The organism is Serratia sp. OS31 (assembly GCF_014164835.1).
In the GTDB taxonomy this organism is placed as follows: Bacteria; Pseudomonadota; Gammaproteobacteria; order Enterobacterales; family Enterobacteriaceae; genus Serratia; species Serratia liquefaciens_A.
This window is the reverse complement of record NZ_JACJFQ010000037.1, coordinates 1-21867: the sequence shown is the minus strand read 5'-3', so window position 1 is coordinate 21867 and position 21867 is coordinate 1. Positions and strand designations below refer to the sequence as shown.

The window sequence follows — 21867 nt, the reverse complement described above, 5'->3', positions numbered from 1 at the left end:
TGTTACTGCACCGCGGCGGTGACCGCGGCGGTCAATTTGCTGAGCTGTTCAGGATCGATGATGTAAGGTGGCATCAAGTAAATCAGTTTGCCGAAGGGGCGGATCCACACGCCGCGCTCGACGAATCCGCGCTGTAGCTGCGCCATATCCACAGGTTCGCGCATTTCCACCACGCCAATCGCTCCCAATACTCGCACGTCCGCTACTTTTGGCTGCATTTTCAGCGGCAATAGCTGCTGTTTCAACTGGGTTTCGATAGCGGCCACCTGCTGCTGCCAGCGGTTTTCCGCCAGCAGCGACAGGCTGGCATTCGCCACCGCGCAGGCCAAAGGATTGCCCATAAAGGTAGGGCCGTGCATAAAGCAGCCCGCAGCGCCGTTGCTGATGGTTTCCGCCACGTGGCGCGTGGTCAGGGTGGCGGAAAGCGTCATGTAGCCGCCGGTCAACGCCTTGCCCAGACACAGAATATCCGGCACCACGTCGGCATGTTCACAGGCAAACAGCTTGCCGGTACGTCCGAAGCCGGTGGCGATCTCATCGGCAATCAGCAGTACCTGATAACGGTCACAGAGTTCGCGTACTCGTTTGAGGTAAGTCGGATGGTAGATGCGCATGCCGCCCGCCCCCTGAACCACCGGTTCCAGGATCACCGCTGCCACTTCACCGGCATGCTGCTCCAGCAGTGCGGCGAACGGGGCAATATCATGTTCATCCCAGGCCTGATCGAAACCGCACTGTGGCGCAGTGGCGAACAGGTGTGGCGCGAGATATCCCTGATACAGGCTGTGCATCGAGTTGTCCGGATCGCACACTGACATCGCGCCGAAGGTATCCCCGTGGTAGCCGTGGCGCAGAGTCAGAATACGCTGCCGCCGTTCTCCGCGCGCTTGCCAGTATTGCAACGCCATCTTCAGCGACACTTCCACCGCCACCGAGCCGGAATCTGCCAGGAACACGCACTGTAGCGCTTCCGGCGTCATGGCGACCAGCTTGCGACACAGCTCGATCGCGGCGGGATGGGTAATGCCGCCGAACATCACGTGCGACATCTTTTCCAACTGCTGTGTCGCAGCCAGGTTCAACTGCGGGTGGTTATAACCGTGAATGGCCGCCCACCAGGACGACATACCGTCAATCAGGCGTCGGCCATCGGCCAGCTGCAGTTCAACGCCGCTGGCGGCCTCTACCGGATAACAGGGCAGTGGGTGGCTCATCGAGGTGTAAGGGTGCCAGATATGGCGCTGATCGAATTCCAGGTCGGAGGCAGTGACAGACATACTTGTAAACCAAATCATGTGTGTAATGGTTGACAGTATATCCACAATATCTAAACTGACGACACTTTTTTCATTTTTGGAGACGCCGTGATGGCCGATCGCATTCACTGGACAGTGGGTCTTGCCCAGACCCTGTTTGATAAACCCCTGCTTGAGTTATTGTTTGAAGCCCAGACGGTTCACCGCCAGCATTTTGATCCGCGTCAGGTGCAGGTGAGCACGCTGTTATCAATCAAAACCGGCGCCTGTCCGGAAGACTGCAAGTACTGTCCGCAAAGCTCCCGCTACAAAACCGGCCTGGAGTCGGAGCGGCTGATGCAGGTGGAGCAGGTGCTGGAATCGGCGCGCAAGGCCAAGGCAAACGGTTCGACCCGATTCTGCATGGGCGCGGCGTGGAAAAACCCGCACGAGCGCGATATGCCTTACCTGCAGCAAATGGTGCAAGGCGTGAAGGCCATGGGGATGGAAACCTGCATGACGCTGGGCACGCTGGAGGGATCTCAGGCGGAACGCTTGGCCGAGGCTGGACTGGATTATTACAACCACAACCTGGATACCTCGCCGGAATTCTACGGCAGCATCATCACCACCCGCAGCTATCAGGAACGTCTGGATACGCTGGGCAAGGTGCGCGGTGCGGGCATCAAGGTCTGTTCCGGCGGCATCGTTGGGTTGGGGGAAACGGTGCGTGACCGCGCCGGGCTGCTGGTGCAGTTGGCCAATCTGCCCACTCCGCCGGAGAGCGTGCCGATCAACATGCTGGTGAAGGTCAAGGGGACGCCGCTGGCGGATAACGAAGACGTCGATCCTTTTGATTTCATTCGCACTATCGCAGTGGCACGCATCATGATGCCGGCTTCTTACGTCCGTCTTTCTGCCGGTCGCGAACAGATGAACGAACAAACCCAGGCAATGTGCTTTATGGCCGGCGCCAACTCCATCTTCTATGGCTGCAAGCTGCTGACCACGCCAAACCCGGAAGAGGACAAGGATCTGCAGCTGTTCCGCAAGCTGGGCCTCAACCCGCAGCAGACCGAAACCGAGCACGGCGACAATCAGCAACAAGAAGTGCTGGCTGCGCGCCTGATGCAGGCCGATACCGCCGAGTTTTACAACGCGGCGCTGTAATGAGCTGGCAACAACGTATTGCACAGGCGCTGGAGGAGCGGCAACAGAGCGCCGCTTACCGCCGCCGTCTGGTGAATCAGGGCGGCAATGGTCGCCATCTTCAGCTTAACGACCAACGCTACCTGAATTTTTCCGGCAATGACTATCTGGGGCTGAGCCAGAATGCGCAGGTGATCGCTGCCTGGCAGCAGGGTGCGCAGCAATATGGCGTGGGGTCCGGTGGTTCCGGCCACGTGACCGGTTTTTGTACCGCACATCAGGCGCTGGAGCAGCAGTTGGCGGAATGGCTGGGCTATCCACGTGCGCTGCTGTTTATCTCCGGCTATGCCGCCAATCAGGCGCTGCTGGCGGCGTTGATGCAGGAAGAGGATCGCATTCTGGCCGATCGGCTTAGCCACGCTTCGCTGCTGGAGGCGGCGGCTCACTCACCGGCCCAACTGCGGCGTTTTCGGCATAACCAACCGCAGGCATTGGCCGATTTGCTGGCGAAACCCTGTGGCGGCCAGACGCTGGCGGTCACCGAAGGAGTTTTCAGTATGGACGGCGACAGTGCCCCTCTGGCAGCGCTGCACCGTTTGACCCGCGAGGCGGGCGGCTGGTTGATGGTTGACGACGCACACGGCATTGGCGTTCAGGGGGAACAGGGGCGCGGCAGTTGCTGGCAGCAGGGCGTACGGCCCGAGTTGTTGGTGGTCACTTTCGGCAAAGCCTTTGGCCTCAGTGGCGCTGCGGTCCTGTGCGATGAAGCTACGGCAGAATACCTGCTGCAGTTTGCCCGTCATCTGATTTACAGCACGGCGATGCCGCCGGCACAGGCCTGTGCGCTGCAAGCGGCTCTGCATTGTATCCAGCAGGGCGACGAACTTCGCACCCGGTTACACAGCAATATTCATCGTTTTCGCCAGGGGGCGGCCCAATTGTCGCTGACGCTGACGGAGTCGCTTACCGCCATTCAGCCGTTGCTGGTGGGGGATAATCAGCGAGCGCTTGATTTGGCGCAGCACCTGCGTGGGCAAGGCCTGTGGGTGAGTGCGATCCGCCCGCCGACGGTACCGCCGGGCGGCGCGCGTCTGCGTATTACCCTGACGGCAGCGCATCAGCCGCAGGATATCGATCGTCTGCTGGAGGTATTGCATGACGTCAGCGTTTGAACAGGTTAACAAGCAAGCGGTCGCTTCGGCCTTTAGCCGCGCGGCCGTAAGTTATGACGCGGCGGCGGTATTGCAGCGTGATGTGGGTGAGCGCTTACTGGGGATGGGGCAGGAACACCGTGGCGAGCAACTGCTCGATGCCGGCTGTGGCACCGGTTATTTCAGCCGCCGCTGGCGAGAGCTGGGCAAGCAGGTGACGGCGCTCGATCTGGCGCCGGGCATGCTGGCCTTTGCCCGACAGCAGCAGGCGGCGGATCATTATCTGTTAGGCGACATCGAAAATGTGCCTCTACCCGACGCCGCCGTGGACATCAGTTTCAGCAGCCTGGTGGTGCAATGGTGCAGCGATCTGCCGCGTGCGTTGGCAGAGCTGTACCGCGTTACCCGCCCGGGCGGCGTGATTCTTTTTTCCACCCTGGCGCAAGGATCGCTGCAAGAACTGGGTGATGCCTGGCAGCAGGTGGACGGTGAGCGCCATGTTAATGATTTTCTGCCGCTGGCGCAGATTGAGGCGGCCTGTGCGGGTTATCGCCATCACCTGCAGGCGGAATGGCAAACCCTGAATTACGCGGACGTAATGGCGTTGATGCGCTCCCTCAAGGGGATCGGTGCCACCCATTTGCATCAGGGGCGCGAAGCCGGCCTGCTGTCCCGACAGCGCCTCGCTGCTTTGCAGGCAGCCTATCCCTGCCGCCGCGGGCAGTTCCCGCTCAGTTATCATCTGGTTTATGGAGTGATTTATCGTGATTAAGCGTTGGTTTGTCACCGGCACCGACACCGAAGTGGGCAAAACCGTGGCCAGCAGCGCCTTGCTGCAGGCAGCCAATTTGGCGGGTTACCGCACGGCCGGCTACAAACCGGTAGCTTCAGGCAGCGAGATGACCATGGAAGGACTACGTAACGGCGATGCGTTGGCATTGCAGGCCAATAGTTCGGTGGCGCTAAGCTATGGCGAAGTAAACCCTTATGTGTTTGCAGAACCGACCTCACCGCACATTGTCAGCGCCGACGAAGGGCGACCGATCGAACTGGCTCAGCTTTCCGCCGGGTTACGTCACCTGGAGCAGCGGGCCGATTGGCTGTTGGTCGAGGGTGCCGGGGGCTGGTTTACGCCGCTTAGTGAGCAACATACCTTCGCCGACTGGGTGCAGCAGGAACAACTGCCAGTTATTTTGGTGGTCGGAATACGGCTGGGCTGCATTAACCATGCCGTGCTGACCGCACAGGCTATCCGGCAGGCGGGGTTGCCGCTGGTCGGTTGGATCGCCAATGACGTTTGCGCACCGGGTCGCCGCCATCAGGAATATATGGCCACGCTGCGCCGCATGTTACCGGCCCCGCTGCTGGGGGAGATCCCCCATCTGCCCGAAGTTGAACGGCAGGCGCTGGGGCAGCATCTGGATTTGAGCGTTTTATAAGGAGACTGGGGGAAATTTCTTCCCCCAGATCCTGTTCGTCACACCGCCAGATAGGCATTGATCAAATCCTCATCCAACTGTTCCAGCGTACCATTCGCCACGCTGCGCCCCTGATCCATCAGGCAAAAGCGATCCGCCACGCGGCGGACAAAGGGCAGCTTGTGCTCCACCAGCAGGATAGTCATGCCCAATTCCCGGTTAAGCTTGCGGATCACGTTGCCGATATCGGCGGCGATGGACGGTTGAACACCGCTGGTGGGTTCGTCGAGGATCAGCAGCTCCGGTTCCAGTACCAGCGCACGGCCAATTGCCAGCTGTTGCTGTTCACCGTCGCCCAAATCGCCGGCCCGACGGCCACGCATCTCCCTTAGATTGGGAAACAGGTTATAAATCAACGGCGGAATGCGTCGGGATTTATCTCGCCCGGCCATCAGCGCCACCTGCAGGTTTTCCTCTACGCTGAGCTGCGAAAAGATCTGTCGGCCCTGGGGAACGTAGCTGATCCCCAGCTCCGTGCGGGTTTCTACGGGCTGCTGCAGCAGATTTTGCGGGGGTTCGTCTGCCAACTGCCAGGTCATGCTGCCGCTGACCACCGGCAAATGGCCCATAATGCAGTTGACCAACGTGGTTTTGCCTACGCCGTTACGGCCGATAAGTACCGTGCATTGGCCACGCGGCAGTTCCAGATTGATATCCCACAGGGTATGGTTTTGCCCATAAAACTGATTCACTGACCTTAAACTCAACATCTGGCATTCTCCTCAAAGACCTGTCTGCCACTCGTGGTTGTACGCTCATGGCGGGCGACGGCGTAACGCAGCTTTAACAGGCCGCGCCGATTTCACCTGCCTGAACCGCAGGGCGGCCGTTGCAGGGAAGGGGGGCGAACCCGTTCTTCCTTGCTTCATCCACTCCCTACTGCGATTTCCGCCTTAGCGGTTTCTTTCCCGAGTGTTTCAATGTCTGGAACAAAATGCTGATCTGCTACCTTCAATGAGGTAGTTAAGTTTTGACTTAAGCAAGCAATACATAGGTGAAAATGGCAGCTAAAGGCCATTAGTCAGCGCTCTCTCATGTTTATGTCGTCAATGTCAGTTGATTCGCATTGGCGTGACGCTAAACCCCGAGCAGCTCATTCTGTCGTTTCGGGGCGTTGATTTCCCCGAGCCCACTTTCGCCGTGAAAGGGTAATGCAACCCTTGGGCCAACTTTTTAAACGGCGTAAATCAGAGATTGTTATTGCCTTGTTAACGGTCTGGCGCGCCAGACGTGGGCTGGGTGGAACCGGGGAAAAACAGCGGGAAAGTTAACACGGACGATTTTTGCACTCTTCCGGTGCTGAACAGAAAAGTTATGGTGCAAGCTATTTCATCGCTCGCCGCAAGATGCAGCAAAGGAAGGTAACAATGGGACAAATCTGTTTTTGGCAATGGGGCTTTTTAGCATTAATCGGCATAAACAAAGCGATATTTTTGTGAAAAAATAACTAAAAAAGCCATCTTGGCCGGCAGAAACGGCAAAAAGCGTTCTTTCTGCAACTCCCGCCGGGGGCGGGGCGGTGAGAGTTATCCACTATTCCTGTGGATAACCTTGTGCATTAGATTTAGAAAACCGGTTTAAAGCGAGAGCGGACGCGGGTTCTGTTCGCTTTGTCCGCAATCTCGTCTTTTTTATAAAATCATTATTAATCAATAAATTAACTAAAATCAAGCGGCCGATGTATTGATGAAGTTCCTATGTATGATTTTTCGCCACAGTGCTATCAATAAGTTAATTCGTGGCGGATTTTGGGGATAAATCTGTTATTGACAATAAAAATGTCACGCCGCTGTAACCCTGGCGGTGCATTCGGCCTGATTTGGCGCACGCTAAAGCGACGAACCGCTTGAAGCTGGTTTTATATCCAGTATCATAGGCACTGGCGAAAATCGCCGTGGCTTTCCATAATTAGAGGCCATTCACCGAGCAACAGCTCCATGGCCGCCCGAGCGCGCGCCTCTCCGCCAGGCAGGGGCGCTGCATGCTGCGCCCGCCCACTACGACAGCCGGTAGCAACGCGGCAATTTGAAAGACGAAGGGTCTATGAGTAAAGTTTTCAAACTGCATTCCGAATTCAAACCGGCCGGCGATCAGCCGGAAGCCATCCGCAAGCTGGAAGAGGGCCTGGAGGATGGCCTGGCGCACCAAACGCTGCTCGGCGTGACCGGGTCGGGCAAGACATTTACCGTCGCCAATGTGATTGCCGATCTCAACCGGCCCACCATGGTGCTGGCGCCTAACAAAACCTTGGCGGCGCAGCTGTATGGCGAGATGAAAGAGTTCTTTCCCGATAATGCGGTCGAGTATTTCGTTTCTTACTACGACTACTACCAGCCGGAAGCCTACGTCCCCAGCTCCGACACCTTTATCGAAAAAGACGCCTCGGTGAACGAACACATCGAGCAGATGCGCCTTTCCGCAACCAAAGCACTGCTGGAACGTCGTGACGTGATCGTGGTGGCCTCGGTCTCGGCGATTTACGGCCTGGGCGATCCGGATCTGTACCTGAAGATGATGTTGCACCTGACCAAAGGCATGATCATCGATCAGCGGGCGATCCTGCGCCGTTTGGCGGAGCTGCAATATAGCCGCAACGATCAGGCCTTCCAGCGCGCGACATTCCGCGTGCGCGGTGAGGTGATAGACGTCTACCCTGCGGAATCAGACGAACTGGCGCTGCGCATAGAGCTGTTTGACGAAGAGGTCGAAAGGCTTTCGCTGTTTGATCCGCTGACCGGCCAGATCGAACAAGAAGTGCAGCGTTTTACCATTTACCCCAAATCGCACTATGTGACGCCGCGCGAGCGGATCCTGCAGGCGATGGAAGAGATCAAGGTGGATCTGGCCGAGCGGCGCAAGGTGCTGCTGGCCAACAACAAGCTGCTGGAAGAACAGCGTCTGACGCAGCGCACCCAGTTTGATCTGGAGATGATGAACGAACTGGGTTACTGCTCCGGCATTGAAAACTATTCGCGCTACCTGTCCGGACGCGGCGAAGGCGAGCCACCGCCGACGCTGTTCGACTATTTGCCGGCGGATGGCCTGCTGGTGGTCGACGAGTCCCACGTGACCATTCCGCAAATCGGCGGCATGTACAAGGGCGACCGTTCACGCAAGGAAACGCTGGTGGAATACGGTTTCCGCCTGCCGTCGGCGCTGGACAACCGCCCGCTGCGCTTTGAAGAGTTCGAAGCGCTGGCGCCGCAGACCATCTACGTGTCTGCCACGCCGGGCAAATACGAGCTGGAAAAATCCGGTGGCGACATTATCGATCAGGTCGTGCGCCCTACCGGGCTGCTGGATCCGCAAATTGAAGTGCGGCCGGTGACCACCCAGGTGGACGATCTGCTTTCCGAAATCCGCAAGCGGGTGGCGATCAACGAACGTGTGCTGGTCACCACGCTGACCAAACGCATGGCGGAAGATCTGACCGAATATCTGGAAGAGCACGGCGAGCGGGTGCGCTACCTGCACTCGGACATCGATACCGTGGAACGGGTCGAAATCATTCGTGACCTGCGCCTGGGCGAGTTTGACGTGCTGGTGGGTATCAACCTGTTGCGTGAAGGGCTGGACATGCCAGAGGTGTCGCTGGTGGCGATTTTGGACGCAGATAAAGAGGGCTTCCTGCGCTCCGAACGTTCATTGATTCAGACCATTGGCCGTGCGGCGCGTAACCTCAACGGTAAAGCGATCCTTTACGGTGACAAAATTACCGACTCGATGGCCAGAGCGATCGGCGAGACCGAGCGTCGCCGCGCCAAACAGCAGGCGTTCAACGAAGAAAACGGTATTGTGCCGCAGGGCCTGAACAAGAAAATTTCCGATATTTTGCAGTTGGGCAAACCGGGCAACCGCAGCAAGGGCAAAGGGAAAGGCAAGGCTTCTGAGAGTGCCGCTCAGTACCAAAATCTTACGCCGAAAGCGCTGGATCAGAAAATCCGCGAGCTGGAAGCGCAGATGTATACCCACGCCCAGAACCTGGAGTTCGAGCAGGCGGCGGGCTTGCGTGATGAAATCCACCAGTTGCGTGAGCAGTTTATTGCCATTTCATAACCCATTGGCGCGCTGCAGAGCGCGGCGCTGCCAAAACATAAAATCCTTGTCGCCTCCGCCAAAGCTGATTATGGTGTGCGGCCATTTGACTACTGCGAGCCACTGACCATGACCCAACACCAGTCCAAAGACCCGATGCACGGCATCACTCTGGAGCAGCTTCTGAATAAACTGGTGGAAAACTACGGTTGGTCAGGGCTGGCTGAACGAGTTCGCATCAACTGCTTCAGCAGCGATCCCAGCATCAAGTCCAGCCTGAAATTTTTGCGTCGCACGCCCTGGGCGCGCAAACAGGTGGAAGATCTTTATCTCGACATGGTCGAGCAGGCCGCCAGCGATAACCCGTGGCTACGTGGCGGCAAGTAAGCGTTTAGGCGCGGGCACCTAATTCGATCAACGCCTGATCCAGCGCCTGGCGCAGCAGCTGACGATCGTGGCGGTAAGGAATATCCTGTGCTTCCAACGGCTGTTTGATCACCACCCGATCCTGCACTTCACGGGTATCTGCCGTTGGCCCGACAATGACGGCATCAATCATCTGGCGGCCAATTTTCGCCTCCATCAATTCCAGCTTGTTCTTCAGCGTCAAGGCCGCCGCCGCGACGCTTAATTCGCGTCCGAGGTTGTCGATATAAATCATATTGGCGCTGCTGCGACGCAGAGCCTGCGTAAGGTCATCGAGCAACAGCAGAGGCATCAGGCTGGTCAGAAAGCTGCCCGGTCCGATCAGGATCACGTCGGCCTGCGCGATGGCATCCAGCGCTTCGCGCGTGGCGTTGACGTGGGGCGAAAGCATCAACTCTTGAGGCATGTCGGTAAGTTGATCGACATTCACCTCACCGTAAACGTGGTTGCCTTCATGATCGTGCGCCATCAGATCCACCGGCTGTTCGGACATCGGGATCAGCGCCGCGTCCACCTTCAGCAGGCTACGCACCAGGTTGATCGCTTCCAATGGGCGTACGCTCAGGTGATCCAGGGCTTTCAACATCAGATTGCCGAGGTTGTGCCCAGACAGCTCGCCGTTGCCGCTGAAGCGGTATTCGAACATCGCGGAAGCCACGCTCGGTTCGGTAATCAGCTGGTTCAGGCAGTTGCGGGTATCGCCCCAGGCAATGCCCCCTTCCGAACGGCGAATACGGCCGGTAGAACCGCCGTTATCGGTGGTGGTGACAATACCGGTTAAACGGGAGCCTAAAGACGACAGGGAAGACATCACGCGACCAAGACCATGACCGCCGCCTAATGCCACCACCCGATCGAGATCGGCCAGGGTTCGATTACGCATAAATTTCCTTACAAGGGGGCTTAACTGCCCGCATAAAGTAGCGGATTTGGCGTAAAAACGCGAAAAAGAGTGTGATTTGCGTGATTCCGGTCAATTCGTCTACGTAAAGGGCGTTTATCATGGTTTACCAGATTAGGAACCGCATAAAATCGCTGTATACACAATTATATAGCGAAATTGCGCGTTGGCTATCGCGTTTGTTTAGCGCTAGAATTCTGATGAAAACCACGGTTTCGTTCCGGCTACTCCGACTGCGGGAACTGAGACCAAAACTCCTAGCCTCTGGGCCTACGTTGTTCTGGCGAACAATATGGCGCTTGGGCCGTGGCGAAGTCAGCCACCAGGGTGCAGAACGGAAACGTTCGCATCTCCCGACTTTGGAAGGTGTTATGGTGCCGCAACTCATTGATGCTTATGAGCGCAAGTTCTATTACTTGCGTTTGTCGATCACCGACGTGTGCAACTTTCGTTGCACCTACTGCTTGCCGGACGGCTACCGCCCGAACGGCAGTCCGAAAACATTCTTGTCGCTTGATGAGATCCGACGCGTCAGTCGCGCATTCGCCGAACTGGGCACCGAAAAAGTGCGCCTGACCGGCGGAGAGCCTTCGCTGCGCCGCGATTTCACCGAGATCATCGCCGCCGTGCGTGAAAACCCGGCCATCCGCCAGCTCGCCGTGACCACCAATGGTTACCGTATGGCGCGCGACGTCGCCGGCTGGCGTGATGCCGGCCTGACGGCAGTCAACGTCAGCGTCGACAGCCTGGATCCCCGCCAATTTCATGCCATTACCGGGCAGGACAAGTTCCGCCAGGTGATGGACGGCATCGACGCCGCCTTTAGCGCCGGTTTCAGCAAGGTGAAGGTCAACGCGGTGCTGATGCGTGACGTGAACCACCAACAGCTCGGCGCCTTCCTTAACTGGATCAAAGACCGCCCGATTCAACTGCGCTTTATCGAACTGATGGAAACCGGCGAGGGAGGCGATCTGTTTCGCAAGCACCACGTTTCCGGTGAAGTGATCCGTTTGCAGCTGGAACAGCAGGGCTGGCAGCGTCAGCCGCGCGGCCGCAGCGACGGCCCGGCGCAGGTGTTCAGCCACCCGGACTATCAGGGCGAAGTGGGCTTGATCATGCCGTATGAAAAAGACTTCTGCGCCAGCTGCAACCGGCTGCGTGTTTCCGCTATCGGCAATTTACACCTGTGTCTGTTCGGCGAGCAGGGCATTGGTCTGCGCGATCTGCTGACGAATGATCAGCAGCTTGATGAACTGAAGGACCGCATCCAGGGCGGGCTGCTGAGTAAGAAACAGACTCACTTTCTGCATCAGGGTAACAGTGGCATAACGCAGAACCTGTCGTTTATCGGCGGATAACTTTTCCAATTGCACGGGAGCAAGCAATGAGTCATGCCAGCAGTGAATTCATTCCGGTACAAATTGCTATTTTGACCGTTTCGGACAGCCGTGGCGAAGCGGAAGACACCTCGGGCCAGTACCTGCAAGAAGCGGCGCTTGAAGCCGGACACCGGGTAGTGGATCGCGCCATCGTCAAAGACGACAAATATCTGATCCGCGCACGCGTTTCCGCGTGGATCGCAGATGAAAGGGTGCAGGCCGTGCTGATCACCGGGGGCACCGGCTTTACCGCCAGAGACTACACCCCGGAAGCGCTGCTGCCGCTGTTCGATCGTGAAGTGGAAGGCTTCGGCGAACTGTTCCGCATGGTGTCTTATGAAGAGATTGGCACCGCCACTGTCCAGTCGCGCGCGCTGGCCGGTATGGCCAACCAGACGGTGATTTTTGCCATGCCGGGATCGACCCGCGCCTGCCGCACCGCCTGGGAACGTATTATTGAAGAGCAGTTGGACGCGCGTCACCGCCCGTGCAATTTTCTGCCACATCTGAAGAAATAAAAATTATGACGCAGCTAACTCACATTAACGCCGCGGGCGAAGCTCATATGGTCGACGTTTCAGCCAAAGCAGAAACGGTGCGCGAGGCGCGCGCCGAAGCCTTCGTCGAGATGCTGCCGGCCACGCTGGCGATGATTATCGATGGCAGCCACCATAAGGGCGACGTGTTCGCCACGGCGCGCATTGCCGGTATCCAGGCCGCGAAGCGCACCTGGGAGCTGATCCCGCTGTGCCATCCGCTGATGCTGAGCAAGGTCGAAGTGCAGTTGGAGGCACAGCCCGAACACAGCCGGGTACGGATTGAAACCTGCTGCCGGCTGACCGGCAAGACCGGTGTTGAAATGGAAGCGTTAACCGCGGCTTCAGTGGCCGCATTGACCATTTACGACATGTGTAAGGCGGTACAGAAAGACATGGTGATCGGCCCGGTGCGGCTGCTGGCGAAAAGCGGCGGCAAATCCGGTGATTTTAAGGTGGAACTATGATTAATATTCTTTTTTTTGCTCAGGTACGCGAACTGGTTGGCACCGGCGATTTATCGATGCCGGCAGATTACCCGACGGTAGAGGCGCTGCGTAAGGCGCTGTGCGAACGCGGTGACCGTTGGGCATTGGCGCTGGAGTCTGGCAAGCTGCTGACCGCGGTGAACCAGTCGCTGGTGGCGGCCGAACATCCGCTGCGCGCCGGCGATGAAGTCGCTTTCTTTCCACCGGTAACCGGAGGTTAAGAGTGGAAAATACCCGTATCCGCGTGGGTGAGGCGCCGTTTAGCGTCGGCGACGAATACCAGTGGTTGGCGCAGTGCGACGATGATGGCGCCGTGGTCACCTTTACCGGCAAGGTACGCAATCATAATCTGGGCGATGACGTCAGCGCGCTGACGCTGGAGCACTACCCTGGCATGACCGAAAAAGCGCTGGCCGAGATCCTGGACGAAGCCCGTAGCCGTTGGCCCTTGCAGCGCGCGACGGTGATCCACCGCGTGGGCGAACTGTTTCCCGGTGATGAGATTGTCTTCGTTGGCGTGACCAGTGCGCACCGCAGCATGGCGTTCGAGGCCGCCGAGTTCATCATGGACTACCTGAAAACCCGGGCGCCCTTCTGGAAACGCGAAGCCGTCGGACAGGGAGACCGTTGGGTCGATGCGCGCGACAGCGATCGGCAGGCCGCGGAACGCTGGCATAACGCAGATAAATAACCGTTAAACAGCGGAAACAAATCAATACCTTTGCCGCTTTGCCATCAGGTTTTATGTGGTACGCTTATAGCAGGCCGAACCCCATAAATGGGGCTCGAAATCTTGTTTCATACGCAAAAGGTAACCGTCATGGACCGATATCCACGCTCTAATGGTTCAATCGTCGAACGTGCCAACAGCGGCATTCAGGCTTATATGGCGCAGGTTTATGGCTGGATGACCTGCGGTATGCTGTTGACGGCGTTTGTTTCCTGGTACGCGGCCAACACGCCTGCGATCCTTAACTTTATCTTCTCCAGCCAGATCACCTTCTTTGGCCTGATTATCGCGCAGTTAGGGCTGGTGTTCGTCATTTCCGGCATGGTTAATCGTCTCAGTGGCACGGTCGCCACCTCGCTGTTTATGCTCTATTCGGCGCTGACCGGGCTGACGCTTTCCAGCATTTTCATCGCTTACACCTACAGCTCGATCGCCAGCACCTTCGTGGTGACCGCCGGCATGTTCGGTGCGATGAGCCTTTATGGCTACACCACCAAGCGCGACCTGAGCGGCTTCGGCAGCATGCTGTTTATGGCGCTGATCGGCATTGTGCTGGCTTCGCTGGTCAATATCTGGCTGAAAAGCACGGCGTTGATGTGGGCGATTACCTACATCGGCGTGGTGGTGTTTGTTGGCCTGACGGCGTACGACACCCAGAAACTGAAGGCCATGGGCGAGCAACTGAACGCCGATGATAAAGACAGCTTCCGCAAATACGCCATTGTCGGCGCGTTGACGCTGTATCTCGATTTCATCAACCTGTTCCTGATGTTGCTGCGCATTTTCGGCAACCGACGTTAAACGCGATATACACTGTAGGGGCTCAGCATGCTGAGCCCTTTTTTTATGCAATTTTGCGGCGGAACATGGCGTAAGCGGCGCTGCCGGTGGTGGCGGTAATGGCCAACAGCGGCCACAGGCTGTGCCAGATGATGCTGAAACTGGCGTCTTTCAAATAGATCTGCTTGGTGATGTCGGTGAAGTGGCGGATGGGGTTTACCCAGGTAAGGTTTTGCAGCCACACGGGCATATTCTCCACCGGCGAAACATAACCGGAGAGCAGGATGGCCGGCATCATAAACACGAAGACGCCGATAAACGCCTGTTGCTGGGTGGCGCACAGCGACGAAATCAGCAGGCCGAACCCCACCAGCGACAGCCCGTAAATCAACATGGTGCCGTAGAACAACAGCAGCGAACCGGCGAACGGGATCTGATAGATAAAGATGCCGATCAGCAACACTATGCTGGCCTGGAAGGTGGCGACGATCAGCGCCGGCACCGCTTTGCCGATAAAAATCTGCCAGGTGGTCAACGGCGACACCAGCAACTGCTCCAGCGTGCCCTGTTCGCGCTCGCGCGCGACCGACAACGATGTGACAATCAGCACGCCAATGGTGGTGATCATGGCGATCAGCGACGGCACCACAAACCACTTGTAGTCCAAATTCGGGTTATACCAGTTGCGCACCACCAGTTCGCTGTTGTTAGGCTTGGCGCGGTTGCCGATCAGCTCATTTTGGTAGTCCTGCACAATCTGCTGCACGTAGTTGGCGGCGATCTGCGCGCTGTTGGAGTTGCGCCCATCGAGCAACAACTGCAGCGAGGCCGTATTGCCGCTGGCAATATCCCGTGAGAACTGGGCCGGGAAACGGATCAGCAGCAGCGCTTTTTGGTTATCGATAACGCTTTGTATCTCTTGCGGGCTGCGCAACAGCAGCACGTGGGAGAAGGCCTTGGCCTTGGCAAAGCGCTGGGTCAGCTCGATTGAGGCATGGCCGCTGTCTTCGCTGTACACCGCAATGGTGGCATTGGTCACCTCCAGCGTGGCGGCGAAGGGAAACAGCAGCACCTGCAGAATAACCGGCAAAATCAGAATGGCACGGGTCTGCGGGTCGCGCAGCAGCGATTGCATTTCCTTAATGATTAACGTCCAGAGACGGTGAAACATCTTCTTTCCCCTTAATCCAGCCGCCGCTGGGTTTTCCAGGCCGTCAGGCCGATGAACACCACCGCAGAAGCGATCAGGAACAGCAGGTTAATCATCAACACCGTGCCGACGTTGCCCGCCAGGAACAGCGTTTGAAGCGTGCTGACGAAGTAACGCGCCGGAATGATGTAAGTGACGGCGCGTACTATGGCCGGCATGCTGTCGATCTGAAAGATAAAGCCGGACAGCATAATCGACGGCAGAAAGGCGGCGTTCAGCGCCACCATCGCCGCGTTGAACTGGTTGCGGGTAATGGTGGAAATCAGCAGCCCCATGCCGAGCGTACTGGCGAGGAACAGACTGCTGATGACGAACAAAATCAGCAGCGAACCGCGATAGGGCACCCCGAGCACCCACACCGAAACCACCATGCACAGCAGCATGGCGATCATGCCAAGGAAGTAATAGGGCACCAGTTTGGACAACAGCAGTTCGGCCCGGGTCACCTGCGTGGAAAGCAGCGCTTCCATGGTGCCGCGCTCCCATTCGCGGGCGATTACCAACGAGGTGAGGATGGCGCCGATTACCGTCATGATAATGGTGATGGCGCCGGGAATGATGTAATGCCGGCTGATGGCCGCCGGGTTGAACCAGTAGCGCATCTGCACGTCGATCAGGGGCTTTTCTTCGCGACCGCTGTCGGTGGCGCGCTGTTGTTGCCAGATTTGCCACACGCCCTGGGTATAGCCCTGAACGAAGTTGGCGGTATTGGGCTCACTGCCGTCGGTAATGATTTGTAAGGGGGCGCTGTCGTGCGGCCGTGCCATGCGTTGGGCAAAATCATTGGGGATCACCACCAGCCCGCGAATGCGCCCGGCTTGCATCAGCTGGATCAGCTGCTGGCGATTGTCGCTGATGGTGGGCTCGATGTAAGGCGAACCGGTAAAAGCGTTAGCCAGATCGCGCGCCTCTTCGCTTTGTTGTTCCATCAAAATCCCCAGCCGCAGCTTGCTGGAATCCAGGTTGATGCCGTAGCCGAAAATAAACAGCAGCATCAGCGGAATGACGAAGGCGATCAGCCCGCTGCTCGGATCGCGCATAATTTGCCGCGTCTCTTTCAGGCACAGCGCGCGCAGCCGCCGCCAGGAGAAACCGCTGTCGTTGGCGCTGGCCGTTTCGCTATTCATGCTTTTTCCTCCTGATCATAACCCTGCACCAGTTCGATAAACGCCTGCTCCATCGAAGGATTGGGGTTCTCGCTGCTGGCCACCTGATGCTTGAGATCGTCCGGGGTCCCGGCGGCGATGATTTTGCCGCGATACACCAACCCGATGCGATCGCAATATTCCGCCTCGTCCATAAAGTGGGTGGTAACCATGACGGTAACGCCCTTGTCCACCATGCCGTTGATGTGCAGCCAGAATTCACGGCGGGTGAGGGGATCGACACCGGAGGTGGGTTCATCGAGAAACAGGATATCCGGTTCGTGCATCAGCGCGCAGGCCAGCGCCAGCCGCTGTTTGAAGCCGAGCGGCAGCGAATCTGGCGTCTGGTTGATGATGGGGTCGAAGTTGAAGGCGCTGGACATCTCACTGATTTTTTCGCGCTGCGCTTTGCCGCTCAGGCCGTACACGCCGGAGAAAAATTTCAGGTTTTGTGCCACCGTCAGGTTGCCGTACAGCGAGAATTTCTGCGCCATATAGCCCAAATGCTGGCGTGCCTTGCCGGAGCTGGTTTTCAGATCCATCCCCAGCACCAGTGCCTTGCCTTCGGTTGGCACCAGCAGCCCGCACATCATTTTAAAAGTGGTGGACTTACCGGCCCCGTTGGGGCCCAGCAGGCCGAAAATCTCGCCGCGCTGTACTTTAAAATCCACGTGGTCGGTGGCGGCAAAGTCGCCGAATTTTTTCGTCAGTCCCTGCGCTTCGATCACGGTTTCAGTGCTTTCCCCTGCGACGGTTGGCATGATTTCCGCCAGTGCCGACTTGCTGTTCGGTCCGCCGCCGAGAAGATCGATAAACGCATCTTCAAAGCGCGGTTCCGCTTCGCTCAGTTCGGCGTCCGGCAGATCCAGCGCCTGCAACACCTGGCGGTGATCTTCGCCTTCTTTCAGGATCAGGCGCAGGTATTTGCCCTGGATCACGCCGTCGGTGACCACAGGCAGGCAGATCGCCCGTTGCAACAGAGCACGGTGGCTGCCGGCAGGCGGCGCGATCAGTACCGTGCGCCCGGCCATGCGCTGGGTGAGATCTTTAGGTGCGCCGCTGAACAACAGTTCTCCTTCATTGAGCAGCAACACTTCGCGGCACTGTTCCGCTTCGTCCAGATAGGAGGTGCTCCACAGGATCAGCATGCCGTCGTTGGCCAGCTCATGCACCATACGCCACAGCTCGCGGCGCGAGATCGGATCGACGCCGACGCCGGGTTCATCCAGCAGCAGCACCTGTGGCTGCCCGACCAGCGTGCACGCCAAGCCGAGCTTCTGTTTCATGCCGCCCGACAGCTTGCCCGCCAGTCGGGTGGTGAAGCGGGTGAGATCGGTAAATGTCAGCAGCCGATCAAAAGTCTGTTTACGCAGATCGCCGGTGACGCCGCGCAGATCGGCATACAGCGTCAGGTTCTCCATCACCGTCAGATCTTCGTACAGGCCAAACTTTTGCGGCATATAGCCGAGGATCGCGTGCAACTGGCGATCCTGAGCGATCGGATCCAGCCCGGCGACGCGCAACCTGCCGCTGCTGGGCTTGAGCAAACCCGCCAGCATGCGCAGCAGGGTGGTTTTTCCGGCGCCGTCCGGGCCAACCAGTCCGGTAACCGCGCCGCTGGTCAGCCGGGTCGTCAGGCTGGCGACCGCCGGTTTTTGCAGCGACGGAAAACGTTTCTCCAGCGCTTCCAGCTCAATCACCTGTTCCATCACCGTCCCCTCAAGGTTTGGCAAAGTGAACGGTAACCGGCATCCCCTGGCGCAGCGCGTCATCGGCATCGGTGACGATCACCCGCAAGCGGTACACCAGATCGGTTCGCAGGTCCGGTGTTTCGACGCTTTTCGGCGTGAATTCAGCGGTCGGAGACACAAAGCCAATTTTGCCGTGATAGGGCTTGTCAGGCCGGCTGTCGGTATAAATTTCCAGTTCGGTGCCCGGCGTTGCTTTACCCAGGTTGGCTTCATTCACATAGGCGCGTACCCAGACCGGACGGGTCAGCGACAGGGTAAACACCGTGCCGCCGGCGTTGAGCATGGTGCCTGGCTCGACGGCCCGCGTCAGCACGGTGCCGGCCGACGGCGAAACCAGGGTGGTGTCGTGTAAATTAAGCTGTGCCTGAGCCAGTGCGGCTTCGCTCTGCGCCAGATTGGCTTTGGCTTCTTCGATCTCCTGCGGGCGGTTGCCTTTCAGGTATTGCGCCAGCTTATCCTTTGACGCCTGCAGGTTGGCCTGCGCCTGATTGCGTGCGGTACGGGCATCTTCCAGCGCATCGGCAGAAGTGGCGTTTTTCGCCCACAGCCCTTGCTGACGTTTCAGGTAGCTGTCGGCGTAGCTGAACGCGGACAGACGCTGAGCCATTTCCGAACGTACCTGGGCGATTTCCTCGGTGCGGTAACCGGCCAGCAGCAGCGCCAGTTTGGCTTTGGCGCTGCCGACGTTGGCCTGTGCCTGCTGCAGGGCGTTGATGTAAGGCGCGTCGTCCAGTTTCCCGAGCAATTGCCCCGGCTGAAGCGCATCGCCTTCATCCACCGTCAGCGACGCCAGCCGCCCATCGACGCGGAAGCCCAAATTCACCGTGCGGATATCCACGTTGCCGTACAGCGTCAGCGGTTTGTCCTGCTGCTGCTGGTAATACCAAACCCCGTAAACGGCCGCGGCGATCAGCACAATAACCGCCACAATAAGGGCACTGCGTTTCTTGTTCATAACACTCCCTGCCTGAAATTACGCGCCATAGCGTTGGCGCAGCCCATTAACCAGAATCTCGATATGTTCAGCCAGCACCTCGCTGATTTGTTCCGCCTCGGTCGCGCCGATCTGCTGCCACCCGGCCTGACGGCGAACGGTTTCCCGCGCCACGCGAAACGACAGCACTTCGCCGATCAGCGCGTGGGTATGCAACACAATTTTGGTCGAATGCGCATCCAGACCGGTGTAGGCCGCCAGCAGGCGACAAAGCTTGTCATGCAGCGGCGCTACCACCTGTTGGTGGATCAGCGGGTAGGCGTCGGTGGGGGAAAGCTGCTCGCGCGACATGATTTTACTCAGGTTCAGCGTCTGCGGTTGCGTCATCAGATCGCTGAACGCCAGCAGGCCGCGTTTCAGGTGGTCGAGGTAGTGCTCCGGCAGGCGTTCGGTGGCCGGCAACTGCCAGAAAAGGTCTATCTCTTCGGCCAGGGGGCGAAACGCCTGCTGGATAAAATCGGCAATCCACTGGGCAACGGCCAGATACAGGCCTTCTTTGGAATTGAAGTAGTAGGTGATGGCGGCGATGTTGTGCCCGGCGCGCTGGGCGATATCGCGGGTGGTCGCACCCTGAATGCCATATTCGCCGAACATCTCGATGGCGGCGGCGATCAGCTGCTGTCGCGCCTGCTCACCCCGTGCCCGGCTGGCGGTCTGATTATTTGGCATTGACGGCACTCGCTAAAGTTAATCAATCATATGATTAACTTTATGCCAACTTGGGTAAAATGCAATCAGTAGGCATCGTTTATTTAAGGCTATTTTTTCGGACCAGGCTGAATTCCCGGCATATTGTGCTTTGAGCCAGTAAAATTGCGTTTTCTTGTTCGAGTTCTGCTACAATCGCCCGCTTGGTGCACTGCAGTTTGTGCCAATCCCTCGTGGTCATGCTTAATGTCCCGTCTGATAATCCTCCCAGGAAACTGCACCGAACACTGTTAGGTTAGGGGGGATCTGGAGTTTTTCTCTTTATGTCATTTGAAACCCTCGGCTTAAGTGCTGAAATTCTGCGCGCTGTTGAAGAACAGGGCTATCGCGAACCTACGCCAATTCAACGCCAGGCGATCCCTGTCGTATTGGAAGGTCGTGACCTGATGGCCAGCGCCCAGACCGGTACCGGTAAAACCGCTGGCTTTACCCTGCCGCTGTTGCAGCTGCTGAGTAAGCATGACCATCCGGTCAAAGGCCGCCGCCCGGTACGCGCGTTGATCCTGACGCCAACTCGTGAGCTGGCAGCGCAGATCGGCGAAAACGTCGAAGCCTACAGCAAATACCTGCGCCTGCGTTCGCTGGTGGTATTTGGCGGTGTGAGCATCAATCCGCAGATGATGAAACTGCGCGGCGGCGTCGACATTCTGGTGGCAACACCGGGTCGCCTGCTGGATCTGGAACACCAACGCGCCGTAGACCTGTCCAAAGTTGAAATTCTGGTGCTGGACGAAGCCGACCGCATGCTGGATATGGGCTTTATCCATGATATCCGCCGCGTGCTGGCCAAGCTGCCTGCCAAGCGTCAGAACCTGCTGTTCTCTGCGACCTTCTCCGACGATATCAAAGGGCTGGCCAACAAACTGTTGCACAACCCGGCATCGGTTGAAGTGGCGCGCCGCAATACCGCGTCCGAGCAGATCGAACAAAGCGTGCACTTCGTCGACAAGAAGCGTAAGCGGGAATTGCTGTCCCAGATGATCGGTGAAGGTGACTGGAAGCAGGTGCTGGTGTTCAACCGCACCAAGCACGGTGCTAACCACCTGGCCGAACAGTTGAACAAAGACGGCATCACGGCCGCTGCGATCCACGGCAATAAAAGCCAGGGCGCTCGTACCCGTGCGTTGGCCGATTTTAAAGACGGTAAAATTCGCGTATTGGTTGCTACCGACATCGCGGCGCGTGGTCTGGACATCGACCAGTTGCCACACGTGGTGAACTACGAGCTGCCTAACGTACCGGAAGACTACGTTCACCGTATCGGCCGTACCGGTCGTGCAGAACGTACCGGTGAGGCTATCTCGCTGGTGTGCGTGGATGAACACAAGCTGCTGCGCGATATCGAACGCCTGCTCAAGCGTGAAATTCCACGTATCGCATTGCCAGGCTACGAGCCGGATCCAAGCATCAAGGCGGAGCCGATCATTAACGGCCGTCAGGGTGGTGGACGTGGTGCGCCGCGCGGCAACGGCGGTGGTCAACGCGCCGGTAACGGTGGCGGCCAGCGCAGTGGCAACGGCGGCCAGCGTGAAAACCGCGGTGGCGGCAGTGCCCGTCCGCAGGGTGATGGCAAACCGCGTTCAGGCGCGCCTTCGCGTCGTCCGCGCAGCCGTCCTGCCGAGTAAGCTGATACCTGATGATAAAAAAGCCACCGTTTACGGTAATGCCGATCGTTTAAGGATCGGTTGAACGATCCGGTGGTTGCTGTAAAAAGGGTTCCAGGACATGACTGGAACCCTTTTTTATGCACCTTTCTCAGGCTCTTGGCATT

General features: G+C 57.9%; 21 protein-coding genes and 1 riboswitch. Of the genes, 13 read left to right on the top strand and 8 right to left on the bottom strand.

The features are described from left to right. Nucleotides 1-2: 2 nt before the first annotated feature. Nucleotides 3-1277, bottom strand: coding sequence for an adenosylmethionine--8-amino-7-oxononanoate transaminase (gene bioA / locus H5P17_RS22795; RefSeq protein WP_182825375.1), 1275 nt, complete (start codon nt 1275-1277; stop codon nt 3-5). Between the two features lie 90 nt (nt 1278-1367). On the opposite strand from bioA, the gene bioB reads away from it, so the two are divergent. Genes bioB through bioD form a run of 4 tightly spaced genes read left to right on the top strand, consistent with a single transcriptional unit; the run spans nt 1368 to nt 4974 of the window. Then, nucleotides 1368-2405, top strand: a complete 1038-nt coding sequence (gene bioB / locus H5P17_RS22790) for a biotin synthase BioB (protein WP_044548963.1) — start codon at nt 1368-1370, stop codon at nt 2403-2405. Continuing rightward, nucleotides 2405-3556, top strand: coding sequence for an 8-amino-7-oxononanoate synthase (gene bioF / locus H5P17_RS22785; protein ID WP_182825373.1), 1152 nt, complete (start codon nt 2405-2407; stop codon nt 3554-3556). The genes bioB and bioF overlap by 1 nt, the downstream gene beginning before the upstream one ends. Then, the gene (gene bioC, locus H5P17_RS22780; RefSeq protein ID WP_182825371.1) at nt 3540-4307 is read left to right on the top strand and encodes a malonyl-ACP O-methyltransferase BioC; all 768 of its coding nucleotides are present in this window, start codon (nt 3540-3542) and stop codon (nt 4305-4307) included. The genes bioF and bioC overlap by 17 nt, the downstream gene beginning before the upstream one ends. Next, nucleotides 4300-4974, top strand: coding sequence for a dethiobiotin synthase (gene bioD / locus H5P17_RS22775; RefSeq protein WP_182825369.1), 675 nt, complete (start codon nt 4300-4302; stop codon nt 4972-4974). The genes bioC and bioD overlap by 8 nt, the downstream gene beginning before the upstream one ends. Before the next feature lie 38 nt (nt 4975-5012). On the opposite strand, the gene H5P17_RS22770 is transcribed toward bioD, so the two are convergent. Continuing rightward, nucleotides 5013-5723, bottom strand: coding sequence for an ATP-binding cassette domain-containing protein (locus H5P17_RS22770; protein ID WP_044548969.1), 711 nt, complete (start codon nt 5721-5723; stop codon nt 5013-5015). A gap of 1333 nt (nt 5724-7056) precedes the next feature. Here H5P17_RS22770 and uvrB point away from each other — a divergent pair. Beyond that, complete coding sequence (uvrB, locus tag H5P17_RS22765) at nt 7057-9069, top strand: excinuclease ABC subunit UvrB (RefSeq protein ID WP_182825367.1); 2013 nt, start codon at nt 7057-7059, stop codon at nt 9067-9069. A gap of 108 nt (nt 9070-9177) precedes the next feature. Further along, on the top strand, nt 9178-9435 hold the full coding sequence (locus H5P17_RS22760) for a VF530 family DNA-binding protein (RefSeq protein ID WP_044548972.1): 258 nt from the start codon (nt 9178-9180) through the stop codon (nt 9433-9435). A gap of 4 nt (nt 9436-9439) precedes the next feature. Here H5P17_RS22760 and yvcK read toward each other — a convergent pair whose 3' ends face one another. Further along, the gene (yvcK, locus tag H5P17_RS22755; RefSeq protein WP_020825723.1) at nt 9440-10357 is read right to left on the bottom strand and encodes a uridine diphosphate-N-acetylglucosamine-binding protein YvcK; all 918 of its coding nucleotides are present in this window, start codon (nt 10355-10357) and stop codon (nt 9440-9442) included. Between the two features lie 260 nt (nt 10358-10617). Further along, nucleotides 10618-10760, top strand: a riboswitch (molybdenum cofactor riboswitch). Between yvcK and moaA the strand changes: the two genes are divergently transcribed. The 6 genes from moaA (at nt 10747) to H5P17_RS22725 (ending at nt 14309) form a co-directional block, all read left to right on the top strand. Further along, a complete protein-coding gene (gene moaA / locus H5P17_RS22750) occupies nt 10747-11733 on the top strand; it encodes a GTP 3',8-cyclase MoaA (protein WP_182825365.1) in 987 nt (328 codons plus the stop codon). Its footprint overlaps the riboswitch before it by 14 nt. A gap of 26 nt (nt 11734-11759) precedes the next feature. Next, on the top strand, nt 11760-12272 hold the full coding sequence (gene moaB, locus H5P17_RS22745; RefSeq protein WP_182825363.1) for a molybdenum cofactor biosynthesis protein B: 513 nt from the start codon (nt 11760-11762) through the stop codon (nt 12270-12272). Nucleotides 12273-12277: 5 nt separating this feature from the next. Further along, complete coding sequence (moaC, locus tag H5P17_RS22740; protein WP_122077649.1) at nt 12278-12757, top strand: cyclic pyranopterin monophosphate synthase MoaC; 480 nt, start codon at nt 12278-12280, stop codon at nt 12755-12757. Beyond that, complete coding sequence (gene moaD / locus H5P17_RS22735; RefSeq protein ID WP_012005757.1) at nt 12754-12999, top strand: molybdopterin synthase sulfur carrier subunit; 246 nt, start codon at nt 12754-12756, stop codon at nt 12997-12999. The genes moaC and moaD overlap by 4 nt, the downstream gene beginning before the upstream one ends. Before the next feature lie 2 nt (nt 13000-13001). Continuing rightward, entirely contained in the window at nt 13002-13469 is a 468-nt protein-coding gene (gene moaE, locus H5P17_RS22730; RefSeq protein WP_020825727.1) for a molybdopterin synthase catalytic subunit MoaE, read from the top strand. Nucleotides 13470-13598: 129 nt separating this feature from the next. Next, entirely contained in the window at nt 13599-14309 is a 711-nt protein-coding gene (locus tag H5P17_RS22725; RefSeq protein ID WP_020825728.1) for a Bax inhibitor-1/YccA family protein, read from the top strand. 43 nt (nt 14310-14352) lie between these two features. Here H5P17_RS22725 and H5P17_RS22720 read toward each other — a convergent pair whose 3' ends face one another. From H5P17_RS22720 to cecR, 5 genes are read right to left on the bottom strand one after another with little or no spacing between them, the layout of a single operon-like run. Continuing rightward, nucleotides 14353-15459, bottom strand: coding sequence for an ABC transporter permease (locus tag H5P17_RS22720; RefSeq protein ID WP_182825361.1), 1107 nt, complete (start codon nt 15457-15459; stop codon nt 14353-14355). Between the two features lie 11 nt (nt 15460-15470). Next, nucleotides 15471-16625 carry an ABC transporter permease gene (locus tag H5P17_RS22715; RefSeq protein ID WP_044548981.1) on the bottom strand — a complete coding sequence of 385 codons (1155 nt, stop codon included), beginning with the start codon at nt 16623-16625 and terminating at the stop codon, nt 15471-15473. Continuing rightward, nucleotides 16622-18352, bottom strand: coding sequence for an ATP-binding cassette domain-containing protein (locus H5P17_RS22710; RefSeq protein WP_182825359.1), 1731 nt, complete (start codon nt 18350-18352; stop codon nt 16622-16624). Before H5P17_RS22710 ends, H5P17_RS22715 begins: the two co-directional genes overlap by 4 nt. A 10-nt stretch (nt 18353-18362) precedes the next feature. Further along, nucleotides 18363-19349: a secretion protein HlyD gene (gene hlyD / locus H5P17_RS22705; RefSeq protein ID WP_044548984.1), complete on the bottom strand. Its 987-nt coding sequence runs from the start codon at nt 19347-19349 to the stop codon at nt 18363-18365. Between the two features lie 18 nt (nt 19350-19367). Further along, on the bottom strand, nt 19368-20057 hold the full coding sequence (cecR, locus tag H5P17_RS22700; RefSeq protein ID WP_182825357.1) for a transcriptional regulator CecR: 690 nt from the start codon (nt 20055-20057) through the stop codon (nt 19368-19370). Nucleotides 20058-20359: 302 nt separating this feature from the next. Between cecR and rhlE the strand changes: the two genes are divergently transcribed. Further along, the gene (rhlE, locus tag H5P17_RS22695; RefSeq protein ID WP_020825734.1) at nt 20360-21721 is read left to right on the top strand and encodes an ATP-dependent RNA helicase RhlE; all 1362 of its coding nucleotides are present in this window, start codon (nt 20360-20362) and stop codon (nt 21719-21721) included. The last annotated feature ends 146 nt before the right edge of the window (nt 21722-21867 follow it).